This is a genomic window from Streptomyces sp. NPDC029151 (assembly GCF_055564315.1).
Map to the genome: position 1 here is coordinate 62,553 of NZ_JBVHWQ010000011.1, position 24,260 is coordinate 86,812.

The 24,260-nt window shown below is 72.6% G+C and carries 15 protein-coding genes; 3 read left to right on the forward strand and 12 right to left on the reverse strand.

What is annotated here, in order from left to right:
* Positions 1-84: 84 nt before the first annotated feature.
* Both ACZ4VF_RS32125 and dxr read right to left on the reverse strand, forming a co-directional pair.
* Complete coding sequence (locus tag ACZ4VF_RS32125; protein ID WP_467930416.1) at positions 85-1,389, reverse strand: M50 family metallopeptidase; 1,305 nt, start codon at positions 1,387-1,389, stop codon at positions 85-87.
* Complete coding sequence (gene dxr / locus ACZ4VF_RS32130; RefSeq protein ID WP_467930417.1) at positions 1,386-2,657, reverse strand: 1-deoxy-D-xylulose-5-phosphate reductoisomerase; 1,272 nt, start codon at positions 2,655-2,657, stop codon at positions 1,386-1,388. The genes ACZ4VF_RS32125 and dxr overlap by 4 nt, the downstream gene beginning before the upstream one ends.
* Positions 2,658-2,805: 148 nt before the next feature.
* Between dxr and ACZ4VF_RS32135 the strand changes: the two genes are divergently transcribed.
* Positions 2,806-3,264: a lamin tail domain-containing protein gene (locus ACZ4VF_RS32135; protein ID WP_467930418.1), complete on the forward strand. Its 459-nt coding sequence runs from the start codon at positions 2,806-2,808 to the stop codon at positions 3,262-3,264.
* On the opposite strand, the gene ACZ4VF_RS32140 is transcribed toward ACZ4VF_RS32135, so the two are convergent.
* Entirely contained in the window at positions 3,261-5,228 is a 1,968-nt protein-coding gene (locus tag ACZ4VF_RS32140; protein ID WP_467930420.1) for an acyl-CoA dehydrogenase family protein, read from the reverse strand. The two genes, ACZ4VF_RS32135 and ACZ4VF_RS32140, sit on opposite strands and share 4 nt — an antisense overlap.
* Positions 5,229-5,636: 408 nt before the next feature.
* Between ACZ4VF_RS32140 and ACZ4VF_RS32145 the strand changes: the two genes are divergently transcribed.
* Entirely contained in the window at positions 5,637-6,686 is a 1,050-nt protein-coding gene (locus ACZ4VF_RS32145) for a LacI family DNA-binding transcriptional regulator (RefSeq protein ID WP_467930421.1), read from the forward strand.
* A gap of 49 nt (positions 6,687-6,735) precedes the next feature.
* Here ACZ4VF_RS32145 and ACZ4VF_RS32150 read toward each other — a convergent pair whose 3' ends face one another.
* The 6 genes from ACZ4VF_RS32150 to ACZ4VF_RS32175 are packed head-to-tail and all read right to left on the reverse strand — an operon-like array spanning position 6,736 to position 15,358.
* Entirely contained in the window at positions 6,736-7,449 is a 714-nt protein-coding gene (locus tag ACZ4VF_RS32150; protein ID WP_467930422.1) for a glycoside hydrolase family 12 protein, read from the reverse strand.
* 35 nt (positions 7,450-7,484) lie between these two features.
* Complete coding sequence (locus ACZ4VF_RS32155) at positions 7,485-9,680, reverse strand: glycosyl hydrolase family 95 catalytic domain-containing protein (RefSeq protein WP_467930424.1); 2,196 nt, start codon at positions 9,678-9,680, stop codon at positions 7,485-7,487.
* Complete coding sequence (locus tag ACZ4VF_RS32160; protein ID WP_467930425.1) at positions 9,677-11,656, reverse strand: beta-galactosidase; 1,980 nt, start codon at positions 11,654-11,656, stop codon at positions 9,677-9,679. The genes ACZ4VF_RS32155 and ACZ4VF_RS32160 overlap by 4 nt, the downstream gene beginning before the upstream one ends.
* The gene (locus ACZ4VF_RS32165; RefSeq protein WP_467930426.1) at positions 11,653-12,588 is read right to left on the reverse strand and encodes a carbohydrate ABC transporter permease; all 936 of its coding nucleotides are present in this window, start codon (positions 12,586-12,588) and stop codon (positions 11,653-11,655) included. The genes ACZ4VF_RS32160 and ACZ4VF_RS32165 overlap by 4 nt, the downstream gene beginning before the upstream one ends.
* Positions 12,585-13,619 (reverse strand): ABC transporter permease, encoded by a 1,035-nt coding sequence (locus ACZ4VF_RS32170; RefSeq protein ID WP_467930428.1) that lies wholly within the window; start codon positions 13,617-13,619, stop codon positions 12,585-12,587. The genes ACZ4VF_RS32165 and ACZ4VF_RS32170 overlap by 4 nt, the downstream gene beginning before the upstream one ends.
* Before the next feature lie 26 nt (positions 13,620-13,645).
* Positions 13,646-15,358, reverse strand: coding sequence for an extracellular solute-binding protein (locus tag ACZ4VF_RS32175; RefSeq protein WP_467930429.1), 1,713 nt, complete (start codon positions 15,356-15,358; stop codon positions 13,646-13,648).
* A gap of 358 nt (positions 15,359-15,716) precedes the next feature.
* On the opposite strand from ACZ4VF_RS32175, the gene ACZ4VF_RS32180 reads away from it, so the two are divergent.
* A complete protein-coding gene (locus ACZ4VF_RS32180) occupies positions 15,717-18,551 on the forward strand; it encodes a glycoside hydrolase family 3 C-terminal domain-containing protein (protein ID WP_467930431.1) in 2,835 nt (944 codons plus the stop codon).
* Positions 18,552-18,687: 136 nt separating this feature from the next.
* Here the strand turns inward: ACZ4VF_RS32180 and ACZ4VF_RS32185 are convergent, their stop codons facing one another.
* From ACZ4VF_RS32185 to ACZ4VF_RS32195, 3 genes are all read right to left on the reverse strand, one after another.
* A complete protein-coding gene (locus ACZ4VF_RS32185) occupies positions 18,688-20,133 on the reverse strand; it encodes an aldehyde dehydrogenase family protein (protein WP_467930432.1) in 1,446 nt (481 codons plus the stop codon).
* Positions 20,134-20,281: 148 nt separating this feature from the next.
* Positions 20,282-21,877: a PucR family transcriptional regulator gene (locus ACZ4VF_RS32190; protein ID WP_467930433.1), complete on the reverse strand. Its 1,596-nt coding sequence runs from the start codon at positions 21,875-21,877 to the stop codon at positions 20,282-20,284.
* Positions 21,878-21,984: 107 nt separating this feature from the next.
* On the reverse strand, positions 21,985-24,126 hold the full coding sequence (locus ACZ4VF_RS32195; RefSeq protein ID WP_467930434.1) for an ATP-binding protein: 2,142 nt from the start codon (positions 24,124-24,126) through the stop codon (positions 21,985-21,987).
* Positions 24,127-24,260: the final 134 nt, after the last annotated feature.

The following is a 24,260-nucleotide window of genomic DNA, read 5'->3' on the forward strand; positions in this document are numbered from 1 at the left end:
CGTCAGCACATCCCTCCCGTAAACACACCCGATGGGATGCGGCCCGGAACCGGGGGGTTCCGGGCCGCGCCGAACACCGGGTCGCTAGGAGATTTTCACCGGGTTCACCACGTCGGCGATCAGCACCAGGACGGTGAAGCAGACGAAGATCCCGGCCACCACGTACGCCACCGGCATGAGCTTGGCGACGTCGAACGGGCCGGGGTCGGGCCGGCGCAGCACCCGGGCCACGTTCCGCCGGAGCGACTCCCACAGGGCGCCCGCGATGTGCCCGCCGTCGAGCGGGAGCAGCGGGAGCATGTTGAACAGGAACAGGGACAGGTTGAACCCGGCGACCACGAACACGGCCATGGCCAGCTGCTGCGAGGCCGGGATGTCCAGGGTGGCGATCTCGCCGGTGACCCGGGCCGCGCCGACGATGCCCATCGGGGAGTCCGGTTCGCGCGGGCCGTCGCCGAAGGCGGCGTCCCACAGGGCGGGGATCTTGCCGGGCAGGTCCACGAGGGAGTCGACGGCGTCGCCGACCCGGTCGGTCATCCAGGTCACGGACTGGCCGAAGTCCTGTTTGACGACACCGCGGGCCGGGCTGAAGCCGAGGAAGCCGGCCTTGACGTACTCGCCCTGGACGTAGGAGCCGCTGGAGTCCTTCTTGGCGACCTGGTTGGTGGCGATCTTCGCGTGCAGGGTGACCTGCCGGCCGTGCCGGTCGACCACGATCGGCACGTCCTTGCCGGCGTGTCCGCGGATCAGGTCCGAGAGGGCGTTCCAGTTCTCCGTCGGCACGCCGGCGAAGGAGACGATCCTGTCGCCCGCCTTCATGCCGGCGTCCGCGGCCGGGGAGGCCGGGTCGGACTTCCTGCAGCTGTCGCGGTGCTGGCTCTGCGCGATCACGCAGGGCGAGACGGACTCGACGGTGGTGGTCTCCTGCTGGATGCCGAAGCCCATCAGCACGGTGAGGAAGAGGCCGACCGCCAGCACCAGGTTCATGAAGGGGCCCGCGAACATGACGATGACCCGCTTCCACGGTTTGCGCGTGTAGAACATGCGCGTCTCGTCACCGGGCCGGAGTTCCTCGAAGGCCGCCGAGCGGGCGTCCTCGATCATGCCGCGCCACGGGGAGGTGGAGCGGGCGGTGACCCGGCCGGAGTCGTCGGGCGGGAACATCCCGATCATGCGGATGTAGCCGCCGAGCGGGATCGCCTTGATGCCGTACTCGGTGTCGCCCTTCTTCCGCGACCAGATGGTCGGGCCGAAGCCGACCATGTACTGCGGGACGCGGATGCCGAAGAGCTTGGCCGTGGACAGGTGCCCCAGCTCGTGCCACGCGATCGAGACGAGCAGGCCCACCGCGAAGACCACTATGCCGAGGATGAACATCAAGGTCGTCATGCACGCGCCTCCGCGGTCGCCGTCGTGGCTGTGAGTTCGCGGGCCCGGGCCCTTGCCCAGGTCTCCGCTTCGAGGACGTCCGACACCGTGAGTGAGGTTCCCGTGACCGGGGTGCCGTGCTCCTCCACCACCCGGGTGACGGTCTCCATGATCCCGTTGAAGGGCAGCGCGCCGCTCAGGAAGGCCGCGACGCACTCCTCGTTGGCGGCATTGAACACCGCCGGGGCCGTGCCCGCGAGCCGCCCCACGTGCCGGGCGAGGTCCACCGAGGGGAAGGCCTCGTTGTCCAGGGGGAAGAACTCCCAGGTGGAGGCCTTGCTCCAGTCGAAGGCGGGCGCCGCGTCGGGGACGCGTTCGGGCCAGCCCAGGCCGATGGCGATCGGCCCGCGCATGTCGGGGGGCGTCGCCTGGGCGATCGTGGATCCGTCGGTGAACTCGACCATCGAGTGGACATACGACTGGGGGTGCACGACCACCTCAATGCGGTCGAAGGGAATGTCGTAGAGGAGGTGTGCCTCGATGACCTCCAGTCCCTTGTTGACCAGGGTCGCGGAGTTCACCGTGATCACCGGGCCCATGGCCCAGGTGGGGTGGGCGAGTGCGTCCGCGACGGTGACGTGCGCCAGCTCGGCCCTGGTGCGGCCGCGGAAGGGGCCGCCGGAGGCGGTGACGACGAGCTTGCGGACGTCGGCCCGGGTGCCCGCGGCCAGCGCCTGGAAGAGGGCGGCGTGCTCAGAGTCCACCGGGATGATCTGGCCGGGCTTGGCGAGCGCGGTGACCAGCGGGCCGCCGACGATCAGCGACTCCTTGTTGGCGAGCGCGAGGGTGCGGCCCGCCTCCAGGGCGGCGAGGGTCGGCGCGAGGCCGATGGAGCCGGTGATGCCGTTGAGCACGGTGTGGCAGTCCGAGGCGGCGACCCGGGTGGCCGCATCGGGTCCGGCGAGGATCTCGGGCAGCGGCTCCCCCGGCCCGTACTCCGCGGCGAGCGCCTCGCGCAGCGCGGGTACGACGTCCTCGCGGGCGACCGCGACGGTCCGCACCCGCAGCCGGCGGGCCTGCTCGGCGAGGAGGGCGACCCGGCCGCCGTTCGCGGACAGGGCGGTCACCCGGAAGCGGTCGGGGTTGCGCAGCACGAGGTCGATGGCCTGGGTGCCGATGGATCCGGTGGAGCCGAGGATCACCACGTCCTTGGGACCGTCGCCGGCGACGGGGTCGTAGACGAGGTGCGGGTCGGCGAGGGGGGCCGGATGGGCGGGACTGTCGGTCATCCCCCCATTGTGGCCGCAAGCGGTGAGGGTCCGGACGGCGCGTCCCCCGGCCGAGTGCCTCCCCCGACGTTGTGGAGCCGCCGTGAAGATCATGTGATAACACTTCGTTCCACACGATTCGCGGACGACATCCTGGGGGGATCTCTCCATGCGTACTGTGCGCATCAGCACGGCCCTGCCCGCTCTCGCCGGCGCGGCCCTGCTCACCGGCACCCTGCTCAGCTCCCCGGCCGAGGCCGCCGGGGGCGTGCGGATCCACCACGTGTGGTTCGACAGCCCCGGCAGCGACAACCGCTCCAACAAGAGTCTGAACGCCGAGTGGGTGCAGCTCAAGAACACCAGCGGCGCCGCCGTCTCGCTCAAGGGCTGGGTGCTGAAGGACGCCTCCAACCACAAGTACGTCTTCCCGAACGTCAAGATCGGCGCCGGGAAGTACCTGAAGATCCACACCGGCAGCGGCTCGGACACCGCGTCGGACAAGTACCAGGGCCGCCGTGCCTACGTCTGGAACAACGACAAGGACACGGCGACCCTGACCAGGGCGAGCGGCGGCAAGGTCGACAGCTGCTCGTGGACGACGCGGGACCCGAGCGACACGTACTGCTAGCCGCCGGCGCCGTCCGGACCGCCGGACGGGCTCGCGAACGGACGGCGGGCGTTGTCGCGGGTGGAGGGGCCGGGGGTCGCGTCGGCGATCCACGGGCCCTCGCCCGAGGGGTCGAGGATGCCCTCCTCCAGCCAGGTGTAGGCCCCGCCGAGGACGCCCTTGACCACCTTGCGGTCCAGTTCGTCGGTGTTGGTCCACAGCCGGTCGAAGAGTTCTTCCGCGCGGATGCGGGCCTGCCGGCAGAAGGCGTCGGCGAGCTGGTAGGCCTCGCGGCCGTGCTCGCCCTCCCGCCACAGCCGCTCGGCGCGGACACAGGCCGCGCTCATCGCGAACAGTTCGGCGCCGATGTCCACGATCCGGCCGAGGAAGCCCTGCTTGGTCTCCATCCGGCCCTGCCAGCGGGACATGGCGTAGAAGGTGGAGCGGGCGAGCTTGCGGGCCGTGCGCTCGACGTAGCGCAGGTGCCCGGAGAGGTCGATGCCGTGCTTGAACTCGCCGTACGCCGTGGGCAGCTGACCCGGTCCGGCGACCAGCCTCGGCAGCCACTTGGCGTAGAAGACGCCCGCGTTCGCGCCCGCCCTCGCCTTGGCGGACAGCGGCTTGTCGGGGTCGATGAGGTCACCGGCGACCGAGAGGTGGGCGTCGACGGCCTCGCGGGCGATCAGCAGGTGCATGATCTCCGTGGAGCCCTCGAAGATGCGGTTGATGCGCAGGTCGCGCAGGATCTGCTCGGCCGGGACCGGGCGCTCGCCGCGCGCCCGCAGCGACTCGGCCGTCTCGTATCCGCGCCCGCCGCGGATCTGGACCAGTTCGTCGGCCATCTTCCAGGCCATCTCGGAGCCGTACAGCTTGGCGAGGGCGGCCTCGATGCGGATGTCGTTGCGGTCCTCGTCGGCCATCTGGGAGGACAGGTCGAGGACGGCCTCCAGGGCGAAGGTCGTGGCCGCGATGAACGCGATCTTCGAGCCGACGGCCTCGTGCAGCGCGACCGGCTTGCCCCACTGCTCGCGCTCGGCCGCCCACTCGCGGGCGATCTTCAGACACCACTTGCCGGCGCCGGCGCACATCGCGGGCAGCGACAGCCGTCCGGTGTTCAGCGTCGTCAGCGCGATCTTCAGGCCCGCGCCCTCGGGACCGATCCGGTGGGCGGCCGGGACCCGGACCCGGTGGAAGCGGGTCACGCCGTTCTCGATGCCGCGCAGCCCCATGAAGGCGTTGCGGTTCTCGACGGTGACGCCCTCGGCGGTGGCCTCCACCACGAACGCGGTGATGCCGCCCTTGTGGCCCTCGGACTTCGGCACCCGGGCCATGACCACGAGCAGGTCGGCGACCACCCCGTTGGTGGTCCACAGCTTCACGCCGTCGAGGACGTAGTCGTCGCCGTCGGGGACGGCCGTGGTGGCGAGGCGGGCCGGGTCGGAGCCCACGTCCGGCTCGGTGAGCAGGAACGCGGAGATGTCGGTGCGGGCGCAGCGGGGCAGGAAGGCGTCCTTCTGTTCCTGGGTGCCGAACATCTTCAGCGGCTGCGGTACGCCGATCGACTGGTGGGCGGAGAGCAGCGCGCCGACGGCGGGGCTGACGGAGCCGACGAGCGCGAGGGCCTTGTTGTAGTAGAGCTGGGTGAGGCCGAGACCGCCGTACTTGGGGTCGATCTTCATGCCGAGCGCGCCGAGCTCCTTCAGGCCCGCCACGACCTCGTCGGGGATGCGGGCCTCGCGTTCGATGCGGGCGGGGTCGATCGCCGTCTCGCAGAACGCGCGGAGCTTCGCCAGGAACTCCTCGCCGCGCCGGACGGACTCGTCGTCGGGCAGCGGGTGCGGGTGGATGAGGTCGAGCCGGAAGCGTCCGAGGAACAGTTCCTTGGCGAAGCTGGGCTTGCGCCAGTCCTGTTCCCTGGCGGCCTCCGCCACCTGGCGGGACTCGCGCTCGGTGACGGTGGTGCGTGGGGTGGTGGTGGCGGACATGGGAGCCTCACCTCGCCGCGAAGGGGGACGACTGGGACCGTGCGTTACCGACCGGTGCTACTGGATCGTTGGTACCCGAAACGGGGCGGTCCCACCACCCCTCGCGCGTCCCGCCCGGGCGGCGGCGGCCGGGCGGGACGCGCCGCGCAGGCGTCCGGAACCCTTGGGGGCCGCGGGGTCCGTCCCCGTCCGGAGGCGGGTGTGCCGTCACCGGGCGGCTTGGGCCGGACGGGTGTCGGGGATCCGCGCGGGAGGGGCTTCCGACCACCGGAGGACGGGAAGGGTGTCGAAGCGCTTCGACTCGCTCTGGACACCCGCCCTGGCTGAGGCTACTGTCGATGCCACCTTTACTCACCCCGTGTCCGCAAAGCGCTGTGTCGAAGCGCTTCACAGAGCCTGGAGAGCCGGATGGTCACCCTCGCCGAGGTCGCCCAGCACGCCGGAGTCTCGGCGAGCACGGTGAGCTATGTCCTCAGCGGCAAGCGGTCCATCTCCGCGGCCACCCGGCAGCGGGTCGAGCGGAGCATCCGGGAACTGGGGTACCACCCGAACGCGGGCGCCCGTGCCCTGGCCGGCAAGCGGTCCAACATCATCGCGCTGATGGTCCCGCTGCGCACCGACATGTACGTGCCGGTGATGATGGAGATCGCCATGGCGGTGACCACCACCGCCCGGACGCACGGGTACGACGTCCTGCTGCTCACCGGCGAGGAGGGCCCGGACGCGGTGCGCCGGGTCACCGGCAGCGGGCTGGCCGACGCGATGATCCTGATGGACGTCGAGCTGGAGGACGAGCGGCTGCCCCTGCTGCGGGGTGGAGGCGCCGCCGGCCGGGCGAAGTCGGGACCGGGGGACGACCAGCCCTCCGTCCTCATCGGCCTGCCCGCCGACACCACCGGCCTGACCTGCGTGGACCTGGACTGGAGCGCGACCGGCGCGCTGTGCGTGGAGCACCTGGCGGGGCTCGGCCACCGGGACATCGCGGTCATCGGTGAGGCCCCGGCGGTCTACGAGCGGCACACCGGCTTCGCCGAACGCACCCTCGACGGACTGCGCGCCCGGGCCCGCGCGTCGGACCTGCGGGTGCTGCACCGGCCGTGCGAGGGCGGGTACGACGCGATGGCCCTCACCCTGTCCCGGATCTTCGACGAGCGGCCGGGGACGACCGGCTTCGTGGTGCAGAACGAGTCGGCGGTGGAGCCGCTGCTCGCGCTGCTGCGCCAGCAGGGCCGGGCGGTGCCGGAGGACGTGTCGGTGGTCGCGATCTGCCCGGACCAGGTCGCGGTGCAGGCCTCCGTGCGGCTGACCTCCGTGGCCGTCCCGGCCCAGGAGATGGGCCGGCACGCCGTGGAGCGGCTCGTGGCCAAGCTGGAGGGGCGGGACGGCGACGAGGTCGTGCTGCTCGCGCCCGAGCTGACGGTCCGGGCGAGTTCCGGGCCGGCCCCGGCCGCGACCTGACGTCTCCCTCGGGGGGCCGACCCCCGGGAGGGGAGCCGGCCGCACCGGATCAGCTGCTGCTGACCGTGAGGTTGTTGGTGGTGAAGTTCAGGCCGCCGGACGACGAGGTGATCTCGTAGCCGAACTGGACGTCACCGATGGTCTCGTTGCCGAACCAGCCCTTGGTGTTCTTGATCCACTTCAGGATCGGCAGGATGTCGACCGTGCCGGAGGCGGAGTTGGAGGTGCGCACGAAGGAGAAGACGTCGTTCGCGCCGTTGTCGCCCTTGTAGACGGTCCACGTGTGGCCGCCCAGCGTCACGTTGCCCTGCGAGGTGCCGAGCGGGCCGACGGCTCCGGTCCTGTTGACCCAGAGCATGATCTCGTAGTCGTGGTCGGTGTCCCAGATGTCGTACGACGTGTTGTACGCGCCGGACGACGGGACGGTGACGTTGTAGCTGCTGGTGAGCGAGGCCAGCGAGGTGATCGGCTTGTTGATCACCTTCTTGGCGTCGGGGTAGGACTTGATCCCGCCGGTGTCGGGGTGGTTCGCCCACACGCCCCAGTTGGTGCCGGAGTTGGCCCAGACGCACTGGCTGCCGGCGCCGGAGCCCCAGATGTTGTTGTAGAGGGTGTAGCCGTTCAGCGTGGTGTTGCCCCACTGGTCGCAGGAGTTCCAGACGGCGGCGGAGGCGGGCGCCGAGGCGAGGGCGACGGTGGCGCCGAGGGCGAGGGCGGGGGCCAGCAGGGCCGTGGCGAGCCTGCTCGGCGTGCGTGTTGCCATGGGGTCCCTTCCATGGGTGGGGGGAGTCGATCCGGTCACCGCGCCCCCAGGGTGAGGACGCGGTCTTCTCCGGCGACGAGGTCGAGCGGCTCGGCGCCGGAGGAAGTCCGCAGTTCGACGCGGCCGGTGCGGTGGGGGCGTACGACGGCCCGGGCGCCCTCCGGGTCCCAGGCGAGGTCGATCTCCGCGCCGAACCGGGTGCGCACACCGCGCAGTTCGCCGCGCGGGCAGCTGTCCGGGACGGCGGGCAGCAGGACGAGCCGGTCCGGGGTGGACTGGACGAGCAGCTCGATCAGCACACCGGGCAGGGCGTGCGCGGCGTCCGCGTTGTAGACGTCCCGGCGCGGGTAGTGGGCGCTCATCAGGGAGGCGTGGAAGTAGTCGCCGTCGAGCACCCGGCGCAGGGCGTCGGCGGCCCGGTGCCGGTCCCCCAGGCGGGCGGCGACCAGGGCGTGGTGGAGATGGCCGTGGGCGGAGTCGTTCTCGGTGCCGCGCAGGGTGAGCGCCCGGTGGGCGGCGGCGGCCAGGCGCGGGGTGTCGTGGGGGGTGATCTCCTCCAGCGGCCAGACGCCGTACAGATGGCTGAGGTGGCGGTGGTCGTAGGTGTCGTCCAGCCCGGGCCAGGCCCATTCGGCGAGGGCGCCGTCGGCGTTGGTCCGGTGCGGGGGCAGCCGGTCGGCGAGCGCCCGCCATCCGTCCGCGTGCCCGGGGTGGTAGCGGGCGGCGGTGAGCAGAGTGTGGCGGGCGGCGGAGAGGTCCATCGCCGCGTTGACCGCGCCCCAGCTGCCGCCCGCCGGACGGTTCTCCGGCGAGTAGGAGGGGACGACGACCAGGTGGCCGTCGGGGTCGGTGCGGGTGAGGAAGTCCTCGTAGAAGAGGGCCGCCTCGGCGAGGGCGGCGGCGGTGCGCGGGTCCTGCTCGCCGCGGATCTCGTCGTGGTCGACCAGCGGTTTGAGCAGCCAGTCCGCGCCGGCGGTCCACAGGTGCAGCGGGTACGCGCGGCTGAAGTGGTACGTCAGCCCGGACTCGCCGTCGGTGTGCGAGGGCGCGACGGCGCCCCGGGTGCCGAAGATCGCGCGGGCGTTGGCCCGCCAGTCCGGCAGCTGCCGCTCGACCAGCGCGGCCAGCGCCTCGGTGACCTCCGGCAGGGCGGCGGCGGGTGCGGAGGCCGTCTGGAGATTGAGGTTGGCGTTGGTGGTGAACGCGCCCGACCAGGCCGTGTCCCAGTCGCCCGTCCACAGTCCGGTGAGCCGGGGCGGCAGCAGGCCGCTGCAGGAGAGCAGGTGGTAGCGGCCGGCGGCGAAGAGCCGCTCCAGCAGGGCCGGGCTGTGCGGGCGGGCCAGCAGTTCGGAACCGGGCAGGGCGCGCTCGGCCGGGTCGGCGCCGAGGTCGAGCGAGACCCGGAGGTAGGCGGTGCGGTGCCGGTCCAGGTGGCGGGCGAGCAGGCTGTCGTACGGCCGGTCGGTGTCGTCGAGCAGGGCCTGGAGCTGCCGGGCCTCGGCGATCACGTCCGCCTCGCCGGTGTGCCGGCGCACCCGGGTGAGCAGCAGCACCGAGCGGGCGCCGGTGACGCGGACGCCCGGCGGGACGAGTTCGGTCCGGCCGCCGGAGACGGCGACCAGGGTCACACCGGTGTAGGCGCGGTCGCTGTCGGGGTAGCGGGCGCGCAGGCTGAGCAGGGCGCCCTCGGGGGTGAGCAGCGTGCCGTGGCCGACGCGCAGGCCGGCCGGGGCGCCGGGCAGCCGGTGGTCCAGGCGGATGTCGAGGTCGTCGCCGGTGACCTCGTGCACGATCACGTCGTCCGCGCGGGAGACGAAGACCCGGCTGCCGGCTTTGGCGCGGACCGCGGTGACCTCGCCGCTGGTGAAGTCGACGGCTCGGCGGAAGCCTCCGCGGTGGCCGCCGGCCGCTCCCCGCACCCGGACCCGGAAGGCGGGGTGGAAGGGCTGCACCCACTGCGGCGGGCGGCCGTCGGTGAAACTCTCGGCGGCCGTGAGATCACCGGCGAGCAGCCGGTCCTGGAGTGCGGGGAGTCCGGCGGCCAGCCGGGGCGGACGGGCGTGCTCGCCTCCGTTGGGGCGCACCAGACGGTGATGGGTGACGATCACCCGCTCATCGTCCGGATCACCGGACACGAGGACGCCGTGGTGGCCGTTCCCGCTCAGGAAGGCGTCCTCCCAGCGGGCGGCCGGGGCGGGTTCCCAGGTGCCGTGGACCGGCGTCCGGCTCATGACCGCAGCACCGCCACGCCGTAGCGGCCGAGGGTGATCCCGCCCGTGACGTCCGTGCCGCCGAGCAGCTCGCGACGGGCCCCGGGGACCTGGACGGTGACCGGTTCCCGCCCGTGGTTGAGCAGGAACAGCAGCTCGCCCCGGCGCACCGCCTCCACGCCCGCCGGCAGCCCGTCCAGCACCGGCCGTACGCCCGCGCCGTCGGCGATGCGGGTCAGCAGGGTGCGCAGCGCCTCCGGCTCGGGCAGCGTGGAGAGGTACCAGGCGCGGCCCCGGCGCAGCACGGCGGGCAGCCCGTCCAGTTCGCCGCCCCGGTACGGCACGGTCTCGGCGGCGCCGGGCTCCGGCTCGATCTCCTCCGACCACAGCGTCCCGCAAAAGCCCTCGCAGGCCACGGTCTCTCCCGCCTCCAGCGGCCACCACTCGTGCAGGGTGCGGATGCCGAACAGCTCGCGCAGCCGGGCGTCCATGCCGCCGGGCCGGATCCGGTCGTCCTCGTCGGCGACCCCGGTGAGGAAGCCGCAGACCAGGGTGCCGCCGCCGCGGACGTACGCGAGGAGGTTGGTGACGGCGGCGTCGGTGAGCAGGTACAGCTGCGGGGCGACGACGAGCCGGTAGCCGGACAGGTCGTGTCCGGGGTGCGCGAAGTCGGTGGTGAGGTGGGCCTCCCACAGGGCCCGGTGCCAGGCGGTGAGCACCTCCGGCAGCTCCACCCGTGCCGACAGCCGGCCCTCGTGGTCACCGGCCCACCAGGAGTGCCAGTCGTGCAGCACGGCCACGTCGGCGGTGACGCCGCTGCCCGACACCCGGCCGCCGATCCGGGCGAGTTCCTCCCCGAGCCGCCTGACCTCCTGGAAGGTGCGGCCCTCCTCCCCCGCATGGCCGACCATCCCGGAGTGGAACTTCTCGGCGCCCTGCCGGGACTGGCGCCACTGGAAGTAGCAGACGGCGTCGGCGCCGCGGGCGACGGCCTGGAAGGACCACAGGCGGTTGAGGCCGCGCGGCTTGGGGTGGTTCACGCCACGCCAGTTGACCGGTCCGGCGGCCTGTTCCATCAGCATCCACGGCCCGCGCGCCTGCGACCGGGTGAGGTCCTGCACGAGGGCGCCGCGCTGCGCGCCCAGCGGGTCGCGGGGGTCGGGGTAGAGGTCGACGGAGACGACGTCCTCCTCCTCGGCCCAGCGCCAGCCGTCCTGGCCGGTCCACAGCGGCATGAAGTTGGTGGTGACCGGGAGGTGCGGGCTGTACCGGCGGACGATGTCCCGCTCGGCGGTGAAGCACTCCAGAAGCATGTCGGAGGTGAAGCGCCGGAAGTCGAGCACCTGGCCGGGGTTCTTCAGGTAGTGGGCGTGGCGGGGCGGCAGGACGCCGTCCCAGGTGTCGTACCCCTGACTCCAGAAGGCGGTGCCCCAGGCGGAGTTGAGGGCGTCGAGGGTGCCGTACCGCTCCCGCAGCCAGCGGCGGAAGGCGGCGGCGGCCTCGTCGCCGTAGTCGAACGTGCAGTACTCGTTGTTGATGTGCCACATGGTGAGGGCCGGGTGGTCGCCGTAGCGGGCGGCCAGGTCCTCGGTGATGGCGGCGGCGTACCGGCGGTAGGTGGCGCTGGAGTGCGAGAAGTGCTGGCGTCCGCCCCACCACTCGGTCCGTCCGTCGGCGTCCCGGGGCAGTGTGTCGGGGTGCAGCCGCCCCATCCAGGGCGGCGGGGAGGAGGTGGGCGTGGCGAGGACGACGCCGACGCGGTGGGCGTGCAGGAGGTCCATCAGCCGGTCCAGCCAGCCGAACTCGCGTGCGCCGGGCCGGGGTTCGAGCCTCGCCCAGGAGAAGACGCCGAGCGTGACCGAGTTGACGTGGGCGTCCTTCATCAGCCGCACGTCGTCCTGCCAGGTCTCCTCCGGCCACTGCTCGGGGTTGTAGTCGCCGCCGAAGAGGATGCGGCCCCGGGTGGCGTCGGCGAGGGCCGGTCCCGTGCCGGTCACCCCTTCACCGCCCCGGTCAGCATGCCCTTCCTGAAGTGCTTCTGCACGAACGGCGACAGGACGGCGACGGGCAGCAGCGCCATCACCATGACCGCCATCTGGATGGACAGCCCCGACAGCTGACCGGTCTTGATGGCCTGGCCCAGACCGACCGGCGCCTCCTGCTTCTGCACGAGCTGGATCATGACGTTCTGCAGCGGCATCATGTCCTGGTCGTTCAGGTACAGCGACGCGTTGAACCAGGCGCTCCAGTACCCGACTGCGTAGAACAGCGTGATCACCGCGAGGACCGCCCGCGACAGCGGCATGACGATCTGCCGGAGGATCCGGAGGTCCCCGGCGCCGTCGATGCGCGCGCTGTCGATGAGTTCCGGGGAGATCCCCATGAAGAAGCCGCGCAGCACCAGGATGTTGAAGACGCTCACCGCGCTCGGCAGGATCAGCGCGAGATAGGTGTCCGTCAGCCCCAGGGACTGCACCAGCAGGTAGGTGGGGATGAGGCCGGCGCTGAAGAACATGGTCGCCAGCAGCGCCATCAGGATCCAGCGGTGGCCGAGGGACCCGGTGCGGGACAGGCCGTAGGCGCACAGGACGGACACCGTCATCGAGAAGAGCGTGCCGGCCAGGGTGACGAGGACGCTGACGACCGCGGCCCGGGTGACCTGGCCGCCGCCGAGCAGCTCCCGGTAGGCGATGAACGTGATGCCCCTGGGCACGATCACCAGGCCGCCCGCCTCGTCGATGGTCTTGCGCGAGGAGAGGCTGGTGACGATCACGATCCACAGCGGGAAGAGGATCGCCAGGCAGGCGAACGACAGGGCGATGCCCTTGCCGGCGAGGCCGGCCTTCGAGGGCTCCTCCTCCCACGCCGGGCGGTCCGGCGCGGCCCACCGGCGCGGTCGGCTCGCCGGTTCGTCGATGACGGCGGTCACTTCCTGTACACCCCCTGCTCGCCCATGAGATGGGCCACCTTGTTCGCGGTGAGGACGAGGCCGATGCTGACCACGCCCTTGATCAGACCGGCGGCGGCCGCGTAGCCGAAGTCCTGGTTGCGCACGCCGTTCCACCAGACGAAGGTGTCGAGGACCTCGCCCGCGTCCGTGCCGACGCCGTCGCGTTGCAGCAGGATCTGCTCGAACCCGACGGTCAGGGCGTCACCGACGCGCAGCACGAGCAGCAGAGCGATCACCGGGCGCAGGGCGGGGAGCGTGACGTGCCACATGCGGCGCCAGCGTCCGGCACCGTCCATCGCGGCGGCCTCGTACAGGTCCGTGGGCACCGAGGCCAGCGCGGCGAGGAAGACGATGATCCCCCACCCGGCGTCCTTCCACACGCTCTGGGCGGTGATCAGGAACGGGAAGGTGTGCGGGTCGGTCATGATGTCGAGGCCGTCGTACCCGTGCTGCCGCAGCAGTTGGGAGAGCATCCCGGCGCCGCCGAACATCTGCTGGAAGACGGCGATGACCAGGACCCAGGAGAAGAAGTGCGGCAGGTAGAGCACGGCCTGCGCGACCGCCCGCACCCGGGGCCGGACCACGCTGTTGATGAGCAGCGCGAGCAGGACGGGTACCGGGAAGAACAGCACGAGCTGGACGAAGAACAGCACCAGCGTGTTCTCGACGGCGTTGCGGAACGCCGGGTCCTCGAACATCCGCCGGAAGTTCTCCAGGCCCACGAAGGGGCTGTTCAGCATGGAGACGATGCCGTTGTCGCTGATGTAGGGGTCGTAGTCCTGGAAGGCGACGACGTTGCCGAGGATCGGCAGGTAGTTGAAGACCAGGACGAGTACGACGGCCGGTACGGTCATGAGGATCAGGGCGCGGTCGCGTCTGAACCGGTGCCGGAGGCCCGGCTTCCCCGCTCCTCGCCCCGTCCGGGCGCCCAGGGCGCCGGCGGACGTCACCGGGGTCTTCACCGGCGTGCCGGCCTCGGCGCCGCTCCGAGGCACCGTGCTGTGGGACACGGCTGTTCTCCTTGCCTCGAAGCCCGTCAGCTCGCCGCCGGACCGTTCTCGTCGAGCAGCTTCTCGTACCAGTCGCGCAGCTTGTCGCCGCCCCTGCTCTTCCAGTCGGAGACGGCCTGCTGCATGTCGCCGATCCTCTTGTGGCCGCGGATGATGTCGTCTTCCAGCTGCTCGAAGTCGTTGACGAGGTTGGTGTAGCGGGAGGGCTCGGTGATCTGCAGGCCCCAGAACGACGACTTCCTGGTGAAGGCGCCCATCCGCTGCTCCCACTCGACCATGGCCTTGGTGTACTCCGGCAGGTCGGGGTGGGCGGTGGTCGCGGCGGGGCTCGCCACCATGACGTACGCGTTGAGGACCTCGTTGTTGCCCTTGTCGTTCTTGACGGGCACGCCGTCCTTGATCGTGTAGTGGGTGCCCTCGACGCCGTAGTTGGTCATCATCCACTCCTTGGTGCCGTACGGCGCCGCGGTGACGTTGGCGACCGCCAGCACGTCGCGGACGACGGCCTCGGAGGCCTTCTTGCTGACGAAGGCGAAGATGCCGGCCGGGTTCTGGGCGTACAGCGTCGGGTCACCGCCGTCGTGGTTCCAGATGTCCATGCCCCAGATCTCGAAGCCGGGGTTCTGGGTGGCCTGGGAGGCCTGCTGGCCGTACCAGTTGACGATGTTGTTGTTCCAGATGAGGAACTCGCCGGCGGCGAACTTGGGGGCGGGGTCGTTCGCCTGGCTCTTGCCCAGCTTGAAGTCGGGGTGGACGACTCCGGCGGCGAACAGCTTGCGCGTCCACTCGATGGCTTCCAGGTACTCCGGGGTCTCGATGCGGTTGATCAGCCTGCCGTCGACCAGGTTCCACCAGAGCGGCTTCTCCCCGCCCCCGAGCACGCCGAAGGTGTTCATGGCGGTCCACTTCATGTCACCGCAGGCCCACCGCTTGGCCCGGGCGTTGGTGATGTCCTTGCACAGGGCCATGAAGTCGTCGGCGGACCGCGGGATCTCGTAGCCCTCCTTGTCGAAGACGTCCCGGCGGTAGAGGGGCACGATGGTCTGGACGGACGGGGAGGGCTGCGGCAGGCCCATCAGCCTGCCGCCGAAGAGGGAGCGCTGCCAGGCGTCGGACGGGATGGCCGCGAGGTTGGGGTACTCCTTGACCTTGTCCCCGGACAGGTACGGGCCGAGGTCGGCGAACTTGCCGATGATGGCGCTGGGTATCCGGCCCATCATGTTCCAGCCGGGGACGACCACCACGTCCGGGACGTCGCTGGAGGCGAGGACCGCGCCGAGCTTCTGGTCGTAGGTGTTGCCGTCCTGGTTGCGCCACTGGACGTCGACGCCGATCAGGTCGTTCATCGACGTGTAGTAGGGGTTGTCCTGCTTCGGCGGCGAGCCCCAGAACGGCGACATGACGGTGACCTTGCCGCCCTTGCCGAGCTTCTCCGGGACCGAGGTCCTGAGGGTGGCGACGTCGAGCTTGCCGGTGAAGCCCATGGACGAACCGTTCCTGGACGGGATGTCCGGCGTCACCACACCGCTGGCCACGTAGGCCGGAAGGATCTTCTTCGCGTCCTTGCCCGAGGTGGTGCCCTCCCGGGAGCCCTTGTCCGAACCGCCGCACGCGGTGAGCAGCGGCGTCCCGCCGGCGACCGCCGCGGTGGCGACCGCGGTGGAGGCGAGGAAGCTCCTCCTGCTCGGGGAGCTTCTCCGGCTGGGCGCAAAGGAGGCGGAGGCGGCGTTCGGCGTCATTGCGTCAACCCTTCATGGCGCACCAGGACACCCGGCGGTGGGCCGTCGGCTGCGGTGTCTTGAGTGGATCCGGCTGAGCGGAAGCGCGGCTGCCGGGGCGGGCAGTCGGCTGCCGGAACGGGCAGTCGAAGCGCTTCGAAGCTGCTGCGAGGTTAAGTGAACACGTGGGGGCGCACAAGAGGCCGTCCCCAAGATTCCCCCGATCCCCGGCGGACGCGGCCGGAGGTGAACAGGCCTTGCCGTGCCGGTGGAAAGTCGGTCTGTTTTGGCCCGGCACCTTGACACCCCGACACCGGTCGGCCGAGCATCGAAGCGCTTCGAAAGCGCCATCCCACTTCCCGCGCAGGGGGAACCGCCCGTGACCGTTGAACCGCCGTCCACGCCGCCTTTCCGCGATCCGCACCTGCCCTTCGCGAAGCGCGTCGACGACCTGCTGGCGCGGCTCACCCTGGACGAGAGGATCTCCTTCCTGCACCAGTTCACGCCCGCCGTGGAGCGGCTCGGCATCGCCGCCTGGCGGACCGGCCAGGAGGCCCTGCACGGTGTGGCCTGGATGGGCCCGGCGACGGTGTTCCCCCAGGCCGTCGGTCTCGGCGCGACCTGGAACCCGGAGCTGGTCCGCCGGATCGGCGAGGCGGTCTCCAAGGAGGCGCGGGCGATGCGCGCCCGGGACGAGCGGGTCGGCCTCAACGTCTGGTCCCCGACGGTCAACCTGCTGCGCCACCCGCTGTGGGGCCGCAACGAGGAGGGCTACGCGGAGGACCCGAAGCTGACCTCGGCCATCGCCACGGCGTACACACGGGGCCTGCGCGGGGACCACCCCGTGTACTGGCGCACCGCGCCCGTGCTGAAGCACTGGCTGGCGCACAACAACGAGACGGACCGGGCCACCTCGTCGGCCTCCGTACGCCCCCGGGTGCTGCACGAGTACGATCTGCGCGCCTTCAGGGAGACGGTGGAGGCGGGGGCGGTGGCCGGGGTGATGCCCGCCTACAACCTGGTCAACGGCCGCCCCAACCACGTCTCCCCGTACCTGCGCGAGCAGTTGCGCACCTGGACCGACCAGGAGCTGCTGGTCTGCTCGGACGCGGGCGCGCCGTCCAACCTGGTCGACGCCGAGCACTACTTCGACACCCACGAGGAGGCCACCGCGGCGGCCCTGCTGGCCGGCGTGGACAGCTTCACGGACCACGGCACGGACTCCTCGCGGATCACCGCGCGGGTCAGGGGGGCGGTGGCGCGTGGCCTGCTGACGGAGGCGGACGTCGACACCGCCGTACGCCGCCAGCTCTCGGTCCGCTTCCGGCTCGGCGAGTTCGACCCGCACTACGACCCGCACGCGGGCACCGGCGAGTTCGACACCCCGGCCCACCGGGCGCTCGCGCGGGAGGCCGCCGAGCAGGCGATCGTGCTGCTGAAGAACGACGACGACCTGCTGCCCCTCGCCCCGGACACCCGGATCGCGGTCGTCGGACTGCTCGCCGACGAGTGCAAGCTCGACTGGTACAGCGGCGGCCTCCTCCACCGCTCCACGCCCCTGGAGGGCCTGTACGAGCGGTTCGGCGCGGAGCGCGTGGAGTTCGCGGAGGGCGTGGACCGGGTCCGGCTGCGGACGGCGGCCGGGGCGTTCCTGTCGGTGCCGCCGGCCGGGGACCCCGGCCCGGCCCGCGCCGCCGAGGGCGCGCTGGACCCCGCCCTGCTGTCCGGCCGCACCGACCTGCCGCCGCTGACGACGGACCCGGTCGGCACCGAGTTCGCGCTGGCCGACTGGGGCGAGGGGGTGCTGACGCTGCGCGCCCCCGACGGCCGCTACCTCTCGGTCGCCGAGGACGGGTACCTCCGCGCCTCCACCGACCAGCCCGGCGGCTGGGTCGTCCAGGAGACGTTCCGTCTGGAACCGCACCGCGGGGGTCACCTCCTCACGCACCTGGGCACGGGCCGTCATGTGCGGGTCGCCGCCGACGGCGTGAAGGTTGCCGACACGGGCGACGTCTTCGAGGTCGTCACGGTCGAGCGGGGCGAGGAGGCCGTGGCCCGCGCGGCGGCCGGGGCCGACGTCGTCGTGGTGGTGGCGGGCAACGACCCGCACATCAACGGCCGCGAGACCGAGGACCGTACGACCCTGCTGCTGCCGGAGCACCAGCGGCGGCTGCTGCACGCGGCCCGGGCCGCCAACCCGCGCACCGTACTGGTGCTGGTGTCGGCGTACCCGTACGCGGTGGACACGGTGCGGCTGCCGGCCGCGCTCTGGACCGCGCACGGCGGCCAGGCGGCGGGCACGGCCCTGGCCCGGGTGCTGGCCGGCGACGTCTCCCCCGCCGGCCGCCTCCCCCAGACCTGGTACGCCTCCGACGCCGACCTGCCCGACCTCCTCGACTACGACGTGATCGGCAGCCGCCAGACCTACCTCTACTTCGACGGCACCCCGCTCTTCCCCTTCGGCCACGGCCTGTCGTACGCGTCGTTCGGGTACGCCGGCCTGGCCGCCCGGGTGGAGGCGGACTCGGTGCTGGTGAGCTGCACGGTCACCCACACCGGGGGCCGGACGGCGGACGAGGTGGTGCAGCTGTACGGCCGGGCGGTGGAGCCGTCGGTGGCCCGCCCGCGCCGCGAGCTGCTGGACCACCGCCGGATCACCCTCACCCCGGGCGAGACGGCCGCCGTCTCCTTCGAGGTCCCGTCGGCGGCACTGGAGTTCTGGGACGTGCGGCACGGCGGCCGGCACCTGGAGGGGGGACCGTACGAGCTCCTGGTGGGCGCGTCCAGCGCGGACGTGCGGCTGCGGACGACCGTGCACCTGGAGGGCCCGCCGCCGGCACCCCGCAGGGTACGGGAGCGCGGCCTGCCGGGCGCCGGTTTCGACGAGCAGTCCGGTGTCGCGGTCGTGGACCGGACGAAGGCGGCGGGCGACGCGGTGACCCCGGCCCACGGCGGGACGGCCGAACTGGTCTACCGCGACTGCGACTTCGGCACGGGGGTGAGCGAGGTGTCGGCTCAGCTGGCGGGCGAGGGCACCCTGGAACTCTCCCTGGACGGCGGCCCGGTCCTCGCGGCCCTCACCCTGGACACCCCCACGGCCGGCCCGTACTCCTACACCAGGGTGACCGCCGCCCTGGCCGCCGAGGGCGTCCACGACGTCCGCCTCGCACTGCGCGGCCCACTGCGGCTGGCGCACGTCGGCTTCTGCGGTTGAGGGTCCGGAGAAGCCCGGCACCACTCAGGCTGAAACGGTTTCCGTCAACAGGATCGCCGGCGCCGGGAACGGCGAACGGCCGCAGCCCCCGCACAGTGGGCTGCGGCCGTTCGGTTCCCGACCTGTCCGTGGCAGGTCAGAGCGCGAGGCCGGTCAGGACCAGCACGCGCTCGTAGGTGTAGTCCTCCATGGCGAACCGCACGCCCTCGCGGCCCACACCGGACTGCTTGGCGCCGCCGTACGGCATCTGGTCGGCGCGGTAGGACGGGACGTCGCCGATCACCACACCGCCGACCTCCAGGGCGCGGTGGGCACGGAAGGCGACCTGCAGGTCGTGGGTGAACACGCCCGCCTGGAGGCCGTACTTGGAGGCGTTGACCGCGGCGAACGCCTCGGCCTCGCCGTTCACCTTCTGCACGGTGAGGACGGGCCCGAAGACCTCCTCGCAGGCGAGGGTGGTGTCCGCCGGCACGTCGGTGAGCACGGTCGGCGCGTAGGAGGCGCCGTCGCGGTCGCCGCCGGTGAGCAGGGTGGCGCCGGCCTCGACGGCCTCCTTCACCCAGGACTCGACGCGCTGGGCGGCGTCCTCGCTGACCAGCGGGCCGACGTCGGTCTTGTCGTCGGTGGGGTCGCCGGTGACCTGGGCCTCGACCGCGGCGACGATGCGCGGCAGCAGCCGGTCGTACACGGAGGCGTCGGCGATGACACGCTGCACCGAGATGCAGGACTGGCCGCCCTGGTAGTTGGAGAAGGTCGCGATGCGGGTCGCGGCCCAGTCCAGGTCGGCGTCGGAGGCGTAGTCGCCGAGGACGACCGCGGCGCCGTTGCCGCCCAGCTCCAGCGTGCAGTGCTTGCGCGGCACCGAGTCCATGATCGCGTAACCGACCTTCTCCGAACCGGTGAAGGAGATGACCGGCAGGCGCTCGTCCTGGACGAGGGCGGGCATCTTGTCGTTCGGCACCGGGAGGATGCTCCACGACCCGGCCGGCAGGTCGGTCTCGGCGAGCAGCTCACCGAGGATCAGACCGGACAGCGGGGTGGCGGGGGCCGGCTTCAGGATGATCGGGGCGCCGGCGGCGATCGCCGGGGCGACCTTGTGCGCGCACAGGTTCAGCGGGAAGTTGAAGGGCGCGATGCCGAGCACGACCCCCTTCGGGAAGCGGCGGGTCAGCGCGAGCCGGCCCTGGCCGCCGGCGTCGGTGTCGAGGCGCTGGGCCTCGCCGCCGTTGAACCGGCGGGCCTCCTCGGCGGCGAACCGGAACACGGAGACCGCGCGGCCGACCTCGCCCCGGGCCCACTTGATCGGCTTGCCGTTCTCGGCGGAGATCAGCCGGGCGATCTCCTCGGTGCGCTCCGCCAGCCGCTTGCTGACGTGGTCGAGCGCGGCGGCACGCACGTGCGCCGGGGTGCCGGCGAAGTCGTCCCGCACGGCGTACGCGGCGGCCACGGCCTCCTCGACCTGGGCGTCGCTCGGCACGCTGACCTTGCCGACGAGCCGGCCGTCCCACGGGGAGGTGACGTCGAAGGTGTCCTCGCCGGTGACCTGGCGGCCGGCGAGCCAGAAGGCATGGGTGGAAGTCATGTACGAGTCCCGGCCCTTCCGCGTTGGAGGTGTACTGCTTGGCTTGCGTGCTCCACGGTAGGGCGGGGCGGGCCGGGGGTCGTTTGTCCGAGTCGTAGCAGTCGTGATGGGGGGCACTCCGGATTGGCGAGATGGAACGCCCCCTCGGTCACTCGGCCGACGTCGCCTTCAGGGCGAGCCACAGCTCCATCCGTACGTCCGGGTCGTCCAGGCTCCGTCCGAGGATCTCCTCGACCCGGCGCATCCGGTACCGCAGGGTGTGCCGGTGCACGCCCAGGTCGGCCGCGGCGGCGTCCCACTGGCCGTGCCGGGACAGCCACGCCCGCAGCGAGGCGACGAGGTCGCCCCGCCCGGTCGCGTCGTGCTCGTGCAGCGCCCGCAGGAGCCCGTCGGCGAACGCCTTCACCGCGTCGTCGGCCAGCAGCGGAAGGACGGACCCGGCGGCCAGCCGCTCGTGCTCCACGAACACCCGCCCGCGCCGCCGCGCCACCGACAGCGCCTGCTCGGCCTGCTTGTACGCCACCGCCGCCGCGATCGGTCCCGCGGGCGCCGACAGGCCGACGACCAGTTCGCCCTCGCCCGCCCGCTCCTGCTCGGTCGCCGATCGCCCCGCGCCCGCCGTCCGCCCCGCCTCCAGCGCCGCCGCGTACGCGGAGCACGCGGCGACCGCGGCGCCCTGGTCGGCGGCCAGCACCACCAGCCGCTCGCCCTCCGGCACGACCAGCACGGCCTCCCCGGCCCGCGCCGCCGCGGACTCCACCGTCTCCGCGAGTTCACCCAGTGCCTCGCCCGCCGCTCCGGACCCGGACTCGGCGACGATCATCCGGAACGGGGCGTCCAGCAGCCCGCCGTACAGGTCCCCGGCGACCGCCCGGGCGTGGTCGGGCTCCCCGGCGAGGAGCATGCGCAGCACGGCCGCACCGACGCGCTGCTCGGCCGCGTGCAGGGAGCGGGAGCGCTCGGTGGTGAGGGTGAGCAGGGCGATGGCGGAGTGGACGGCGTACCGTTCGGCGGTGCCGAGCGCGGCGGCCGTCCCCACGGCGAGCGCGGCCCGCGGACGGCGGCCGGTGCCGAGGCTGTGCAGCTCCACGCGGTCCTCGTGGTCGGGGCCGCCGACGACGGAGGAGGCGGGGGCGGGCCGCTCCCGCAGCCGCTCGACCTCGGCGGTGAGCCGGGCGGCACGGCGGCCGGCCCACTCCGGCGCGGCGGCGACGACGGCGCCCGAGGCGTCGTACAGCGCCGCCCAGCCGTCGACCTGGGCGGCGAGCGCGCCGAGCACCCCCTCCGGGCCGGTGTTCAGCGCCTGCCTGGTCAGCTCGCGCTGGGCGGCGAAACCCGCCGTGACCGCCCGGTACTGGTCGGCGGCGATGGCGGCGGAGACGGCCTTGCTGATGGCGAGGAAGGGGGTGCGGCGGGGCACCTCCAGCAACGGCAGCCCCTCCTCGACGCAGGCGTCGACAAGGGCCTCGGGGATCTCCTCGTAATTGACCCCCACGGCGAACCCGAGCCCGACCACACCGGCGCCGGCCAGCCGCCGCACGTACCGCCGCATGGCCTCCGGATCCTCCGCGCTCAGCTTGAGCGCGGTGATCAGCAGAAGCTCGCCGCCCTCCATGTACGGCACGGGGTCGGCCAGCTCGCTGACGTGCGCCCAGCGGACGGGCACGTCCAGGCGGTCCTCGCCCGCGCGCACGGTCAGCTTCAGCGCGGAGTGGTGGACGAGCGAGGAGAGAGTCGGGGGCATGGGGCCTTCACGGTGAGGGAGATCCGGCGATCGCGGTGATCTTTTGGCCGCCGTGTATGAACGGCCTACCCCGATTCTGCCTCACCGTACGATCCCGCGCTGGCCCCTCACCCCCGCAGATCCACCAGCAACGGCGGCGCGTGCTCCCCGCGCACGGTGGTCAACGACAACACGGCATGCCCGGGCGGCACCCCATGAGCCAACTCGGACGCCGACCAGCGCTCACGCTCGACCTGGCGCACGGTGACGGCGCGGGCGGTGGGCGCCTGGCCGGTGATGACCCGGCGCAGCATGTGCACGGCCTTGCCGGCCGGGGTCTCGGCGATGATCTGCCGGTCGGTGACGTCCCGGGTCTCGGTCCACTCCTTGCCCCACACCTCGGCGAAGTCCTGTCCGTCCCAGGGGGTGAGCCCGGACAGCGCCACCCTGCAGCCCGTGGCACCGAGCAGCGGTCCGCGCAGCGGCCGGGGCACGTCGTCCAGGGTGCGCAGCGTGAGCACCGTACCGGCGTTGGCGCCGCGCAGCCGCTGGATGCCGCGTACGGCCTCCGGTGTGACGACCCCGGAGGCGTCGTCGAGGAGCAGGCAGGCGAAGAGCGACCGGTCCTCGCGTGCCGTCACGGAGGCCGTGAACTGGGCGAGCACCAGGCGGGCCAGGATCCGGGAGGCGTCGGCGTGGCCGCGCTGGGGCAGGTCGATACGGACCCGGACCGGGTGGTCGAGGGCCCGCAGCGAGAAGGGCCGGCCCTGTCCGGAGGTGTCGAAGAAGGCCGCGAAGGCGGGCCGGTCGAGCAGCGCGATCCGGTCGGCGAGGACGGCGCCGACATCGCCCGGGTGGGCCATCTGCCGCTCCCTGGCGTCCAGCTCCCTGAGCAGGGAGGCGTGACCGGTGTCGGTCAGGCCCTTGCGCAGCGCGGCCAGCGGGCCGGGGGCGCCGTCGAGCAGCTGCCGCAGCTCCGGTACGGAGGGGAAGCGGTCGTGGACGGCGCGGAAGGGGCCGAGCAGCTGGGCGAGGACGGTGGTGGAGCGACGGGTGTCGCTGCCGGGGTGCGGGTCGGCGAGGTCGCCGACGAGGGCCTCGGCGAGTATGGCGGCGGCCTCGTCGGGGTCGGTGGTGCCGCCGTAGAGGTCGAGGTCGTACACGGACTCGGGGTGGCCGACGCGGACGACGACGTCGTAGGCCTCCGTCGGGCCGAGCCCGGCGCCCGCCGCGCCGACCACCACGACCGCGGCGCGGCCGGCCAGGGCGTGCAGGCACAGGGACTCGGCGAGCGGTCGTACCAGGGCACCGGTCTTGCCCGAGCCGGCCGGGCCGACGGCGACCAGGGAGGTGCCGAGCAGGTCGGGGCCCAGGGCCAGGCCGGCGCCGCGGTACTGGTAGGGGTTGCGGGGGTCGTCGGCCGTGGTGCCGAGCCGGACCTGGCCGGTGAGCAGGTCGTGCCGGGCGTGCCGGGCGGGCAGGTCGCGGTCGCCGGAGGGGTGCGGGCAGGCGGCGGCGCCGTCCTTCAGCACGGCGCCGGTGAAGCCGGCGAGGCTGTGCCGGCCGGACCGCACCCCCTGCCAGGCCCGGCTGATCCGCGCATGGTCCACGTCCCGCATGAGCCCGGCCTTCCCCTCGGCAGCCAACCGCTCGGCAGCCTCATGGGCCCCGGCCTGGCGCAGCTGGGGCCATTCGGCGGGGTCCTGGTCGGGAGTGGCGGGGGCACCCGTCGCCGCGGGCTCGGCGGGGCGCCAGGCGGGCGGCCCGTAACGGCGCCAGACCTCGCCCCAGCGGCCGATACGCCCGACGACCAGCAGGATGGCGAGCGCGATGACGGTGTAGTACGAGTACCAGACGATCGCGTTGCCGACGGCGTCGTTGCCCTGCCGCCAGGAGTCGGGGGTGAACAGCTCCAGGGGCAGCACCCACCAGGCGCCGAGGTAGCCGTTCCACAGCAGGGACCACACCAGCCAGCCCACGAGGAAGGCGATCAGCGCGCCGCTGAGCAGTTGCCGGGCCGGGATCTGTTCAGGCTCCTGTTCCGGCCGGGGCCGGTGCCCGTAGCGCCACACTCCGGGCGCGGCGTCCGGGCGCGGCGTCCGCAGCCAGGTGAGGAAGAGGGAGCCGTCCGGCTTCGGCGGCGCACCCGGCGGCACCGCAGGGGCCCGTGTCGGCATCGGCGGCACCCCCACCCCCTCAACCGGAGCCATGGGCCGTGGTACAGGGTTCGTGTGCGTGCCGCGTGGGTCCCGCGTGCTGTCGCCGTCCATCGAGCCTGCCCCCTGACCAGCGCGTGCGTCCGCCGTTCCGTCCGTCATCAGCGAGTCAATCTAACGCCCCGGGAAGGGGAGTTCACCGCTTACATGGCCGGAAGCGGCAGGGGGCGCCCGGGTGGGCTATGTCC

Bases quoted from the DNA above. Each gene is read 5' to 3' on its own strand.
- ACZ4VF_RS32145 (WP_467930421.1), top strand. From the start codon at position 5,637: ATGGTCACCCTCGCCGAGGTCGCCCAGCACGCCGGAGTCTCGGCGAGC.
- ACZ4VF_RS32185 (WP_467930432.1), bottom strand. From the start codon at position 20,133: ATGACTTCCACCCATGCCTTCTGGCTCGCCGGCCGCCAGGTCACCGGC.
- ACZ4VF_RS32135 (WP_467930418.1), top strand. From the start codon at position 2,806: ATGCGTACTGTGCGCATCAGCACGGCCCTGCCCGCTCTCGCCGGCGCG.
- ACZ4VF_RS32140 (WP_467930420.1), bottom strand. From the start codon at position 5,228: ATGTCCGCCACCACCACCCCACGCACCACCGTCACCGAGCGCGAGTCC.
- ACZ4VF_RS32175 (WP_467930429.1), bottom strand. From the start codon at position 15,358: ATGACGCCGAACGCCGCCTCCGCCTCCTTTGCGCCCAGCCGGAGAAGC.
- ACZ4VF_RS32195 (WP_467930434.1), bottom strand. From the start codon at position 24,126: ATGGACGGCGACAGCACGCGGGACCCACGCGGCACGCACACGAACCCT.
- dxr (WP_467930417.1), bottom strand. From the start codon at position 2,657: ATGACCGACAGTCCCGCCCATCCGGCCCCCCTCGCCGACCCGCACCTC.
- ACZ4VF_RS32150 (WP_467930422.1), bottom strand. From the start codon at position 7,449: ATGGCAACACGCACGCCGAGCAGGCTCGCCACGGCCCTGCTGGCCCCC.
- ACZ4VF_RS32125 (WP_467930416.1), bottom strand. From the start codon at position 1,389: ATGACGACCTTGATGTTCATCCTCGGCATAGTGGTCTTCGCGGTGGGC.
- ACZ4VF_RS32155 (WP_467930424.1), bottom strand. From the start codon at position 9,680: ATGAGCCGGACGCCGGTCCACGGCACCTGGGAACCCGCCCCGGCCGCC.
- ACZ4VF_RS32190 (WP_467930433.1), bottom strand. From the start codon at position 21,877: ATGCCCCCGACTCTCTCCTCGCTCGTCCACCACTCCGCGCTGAAGCTG.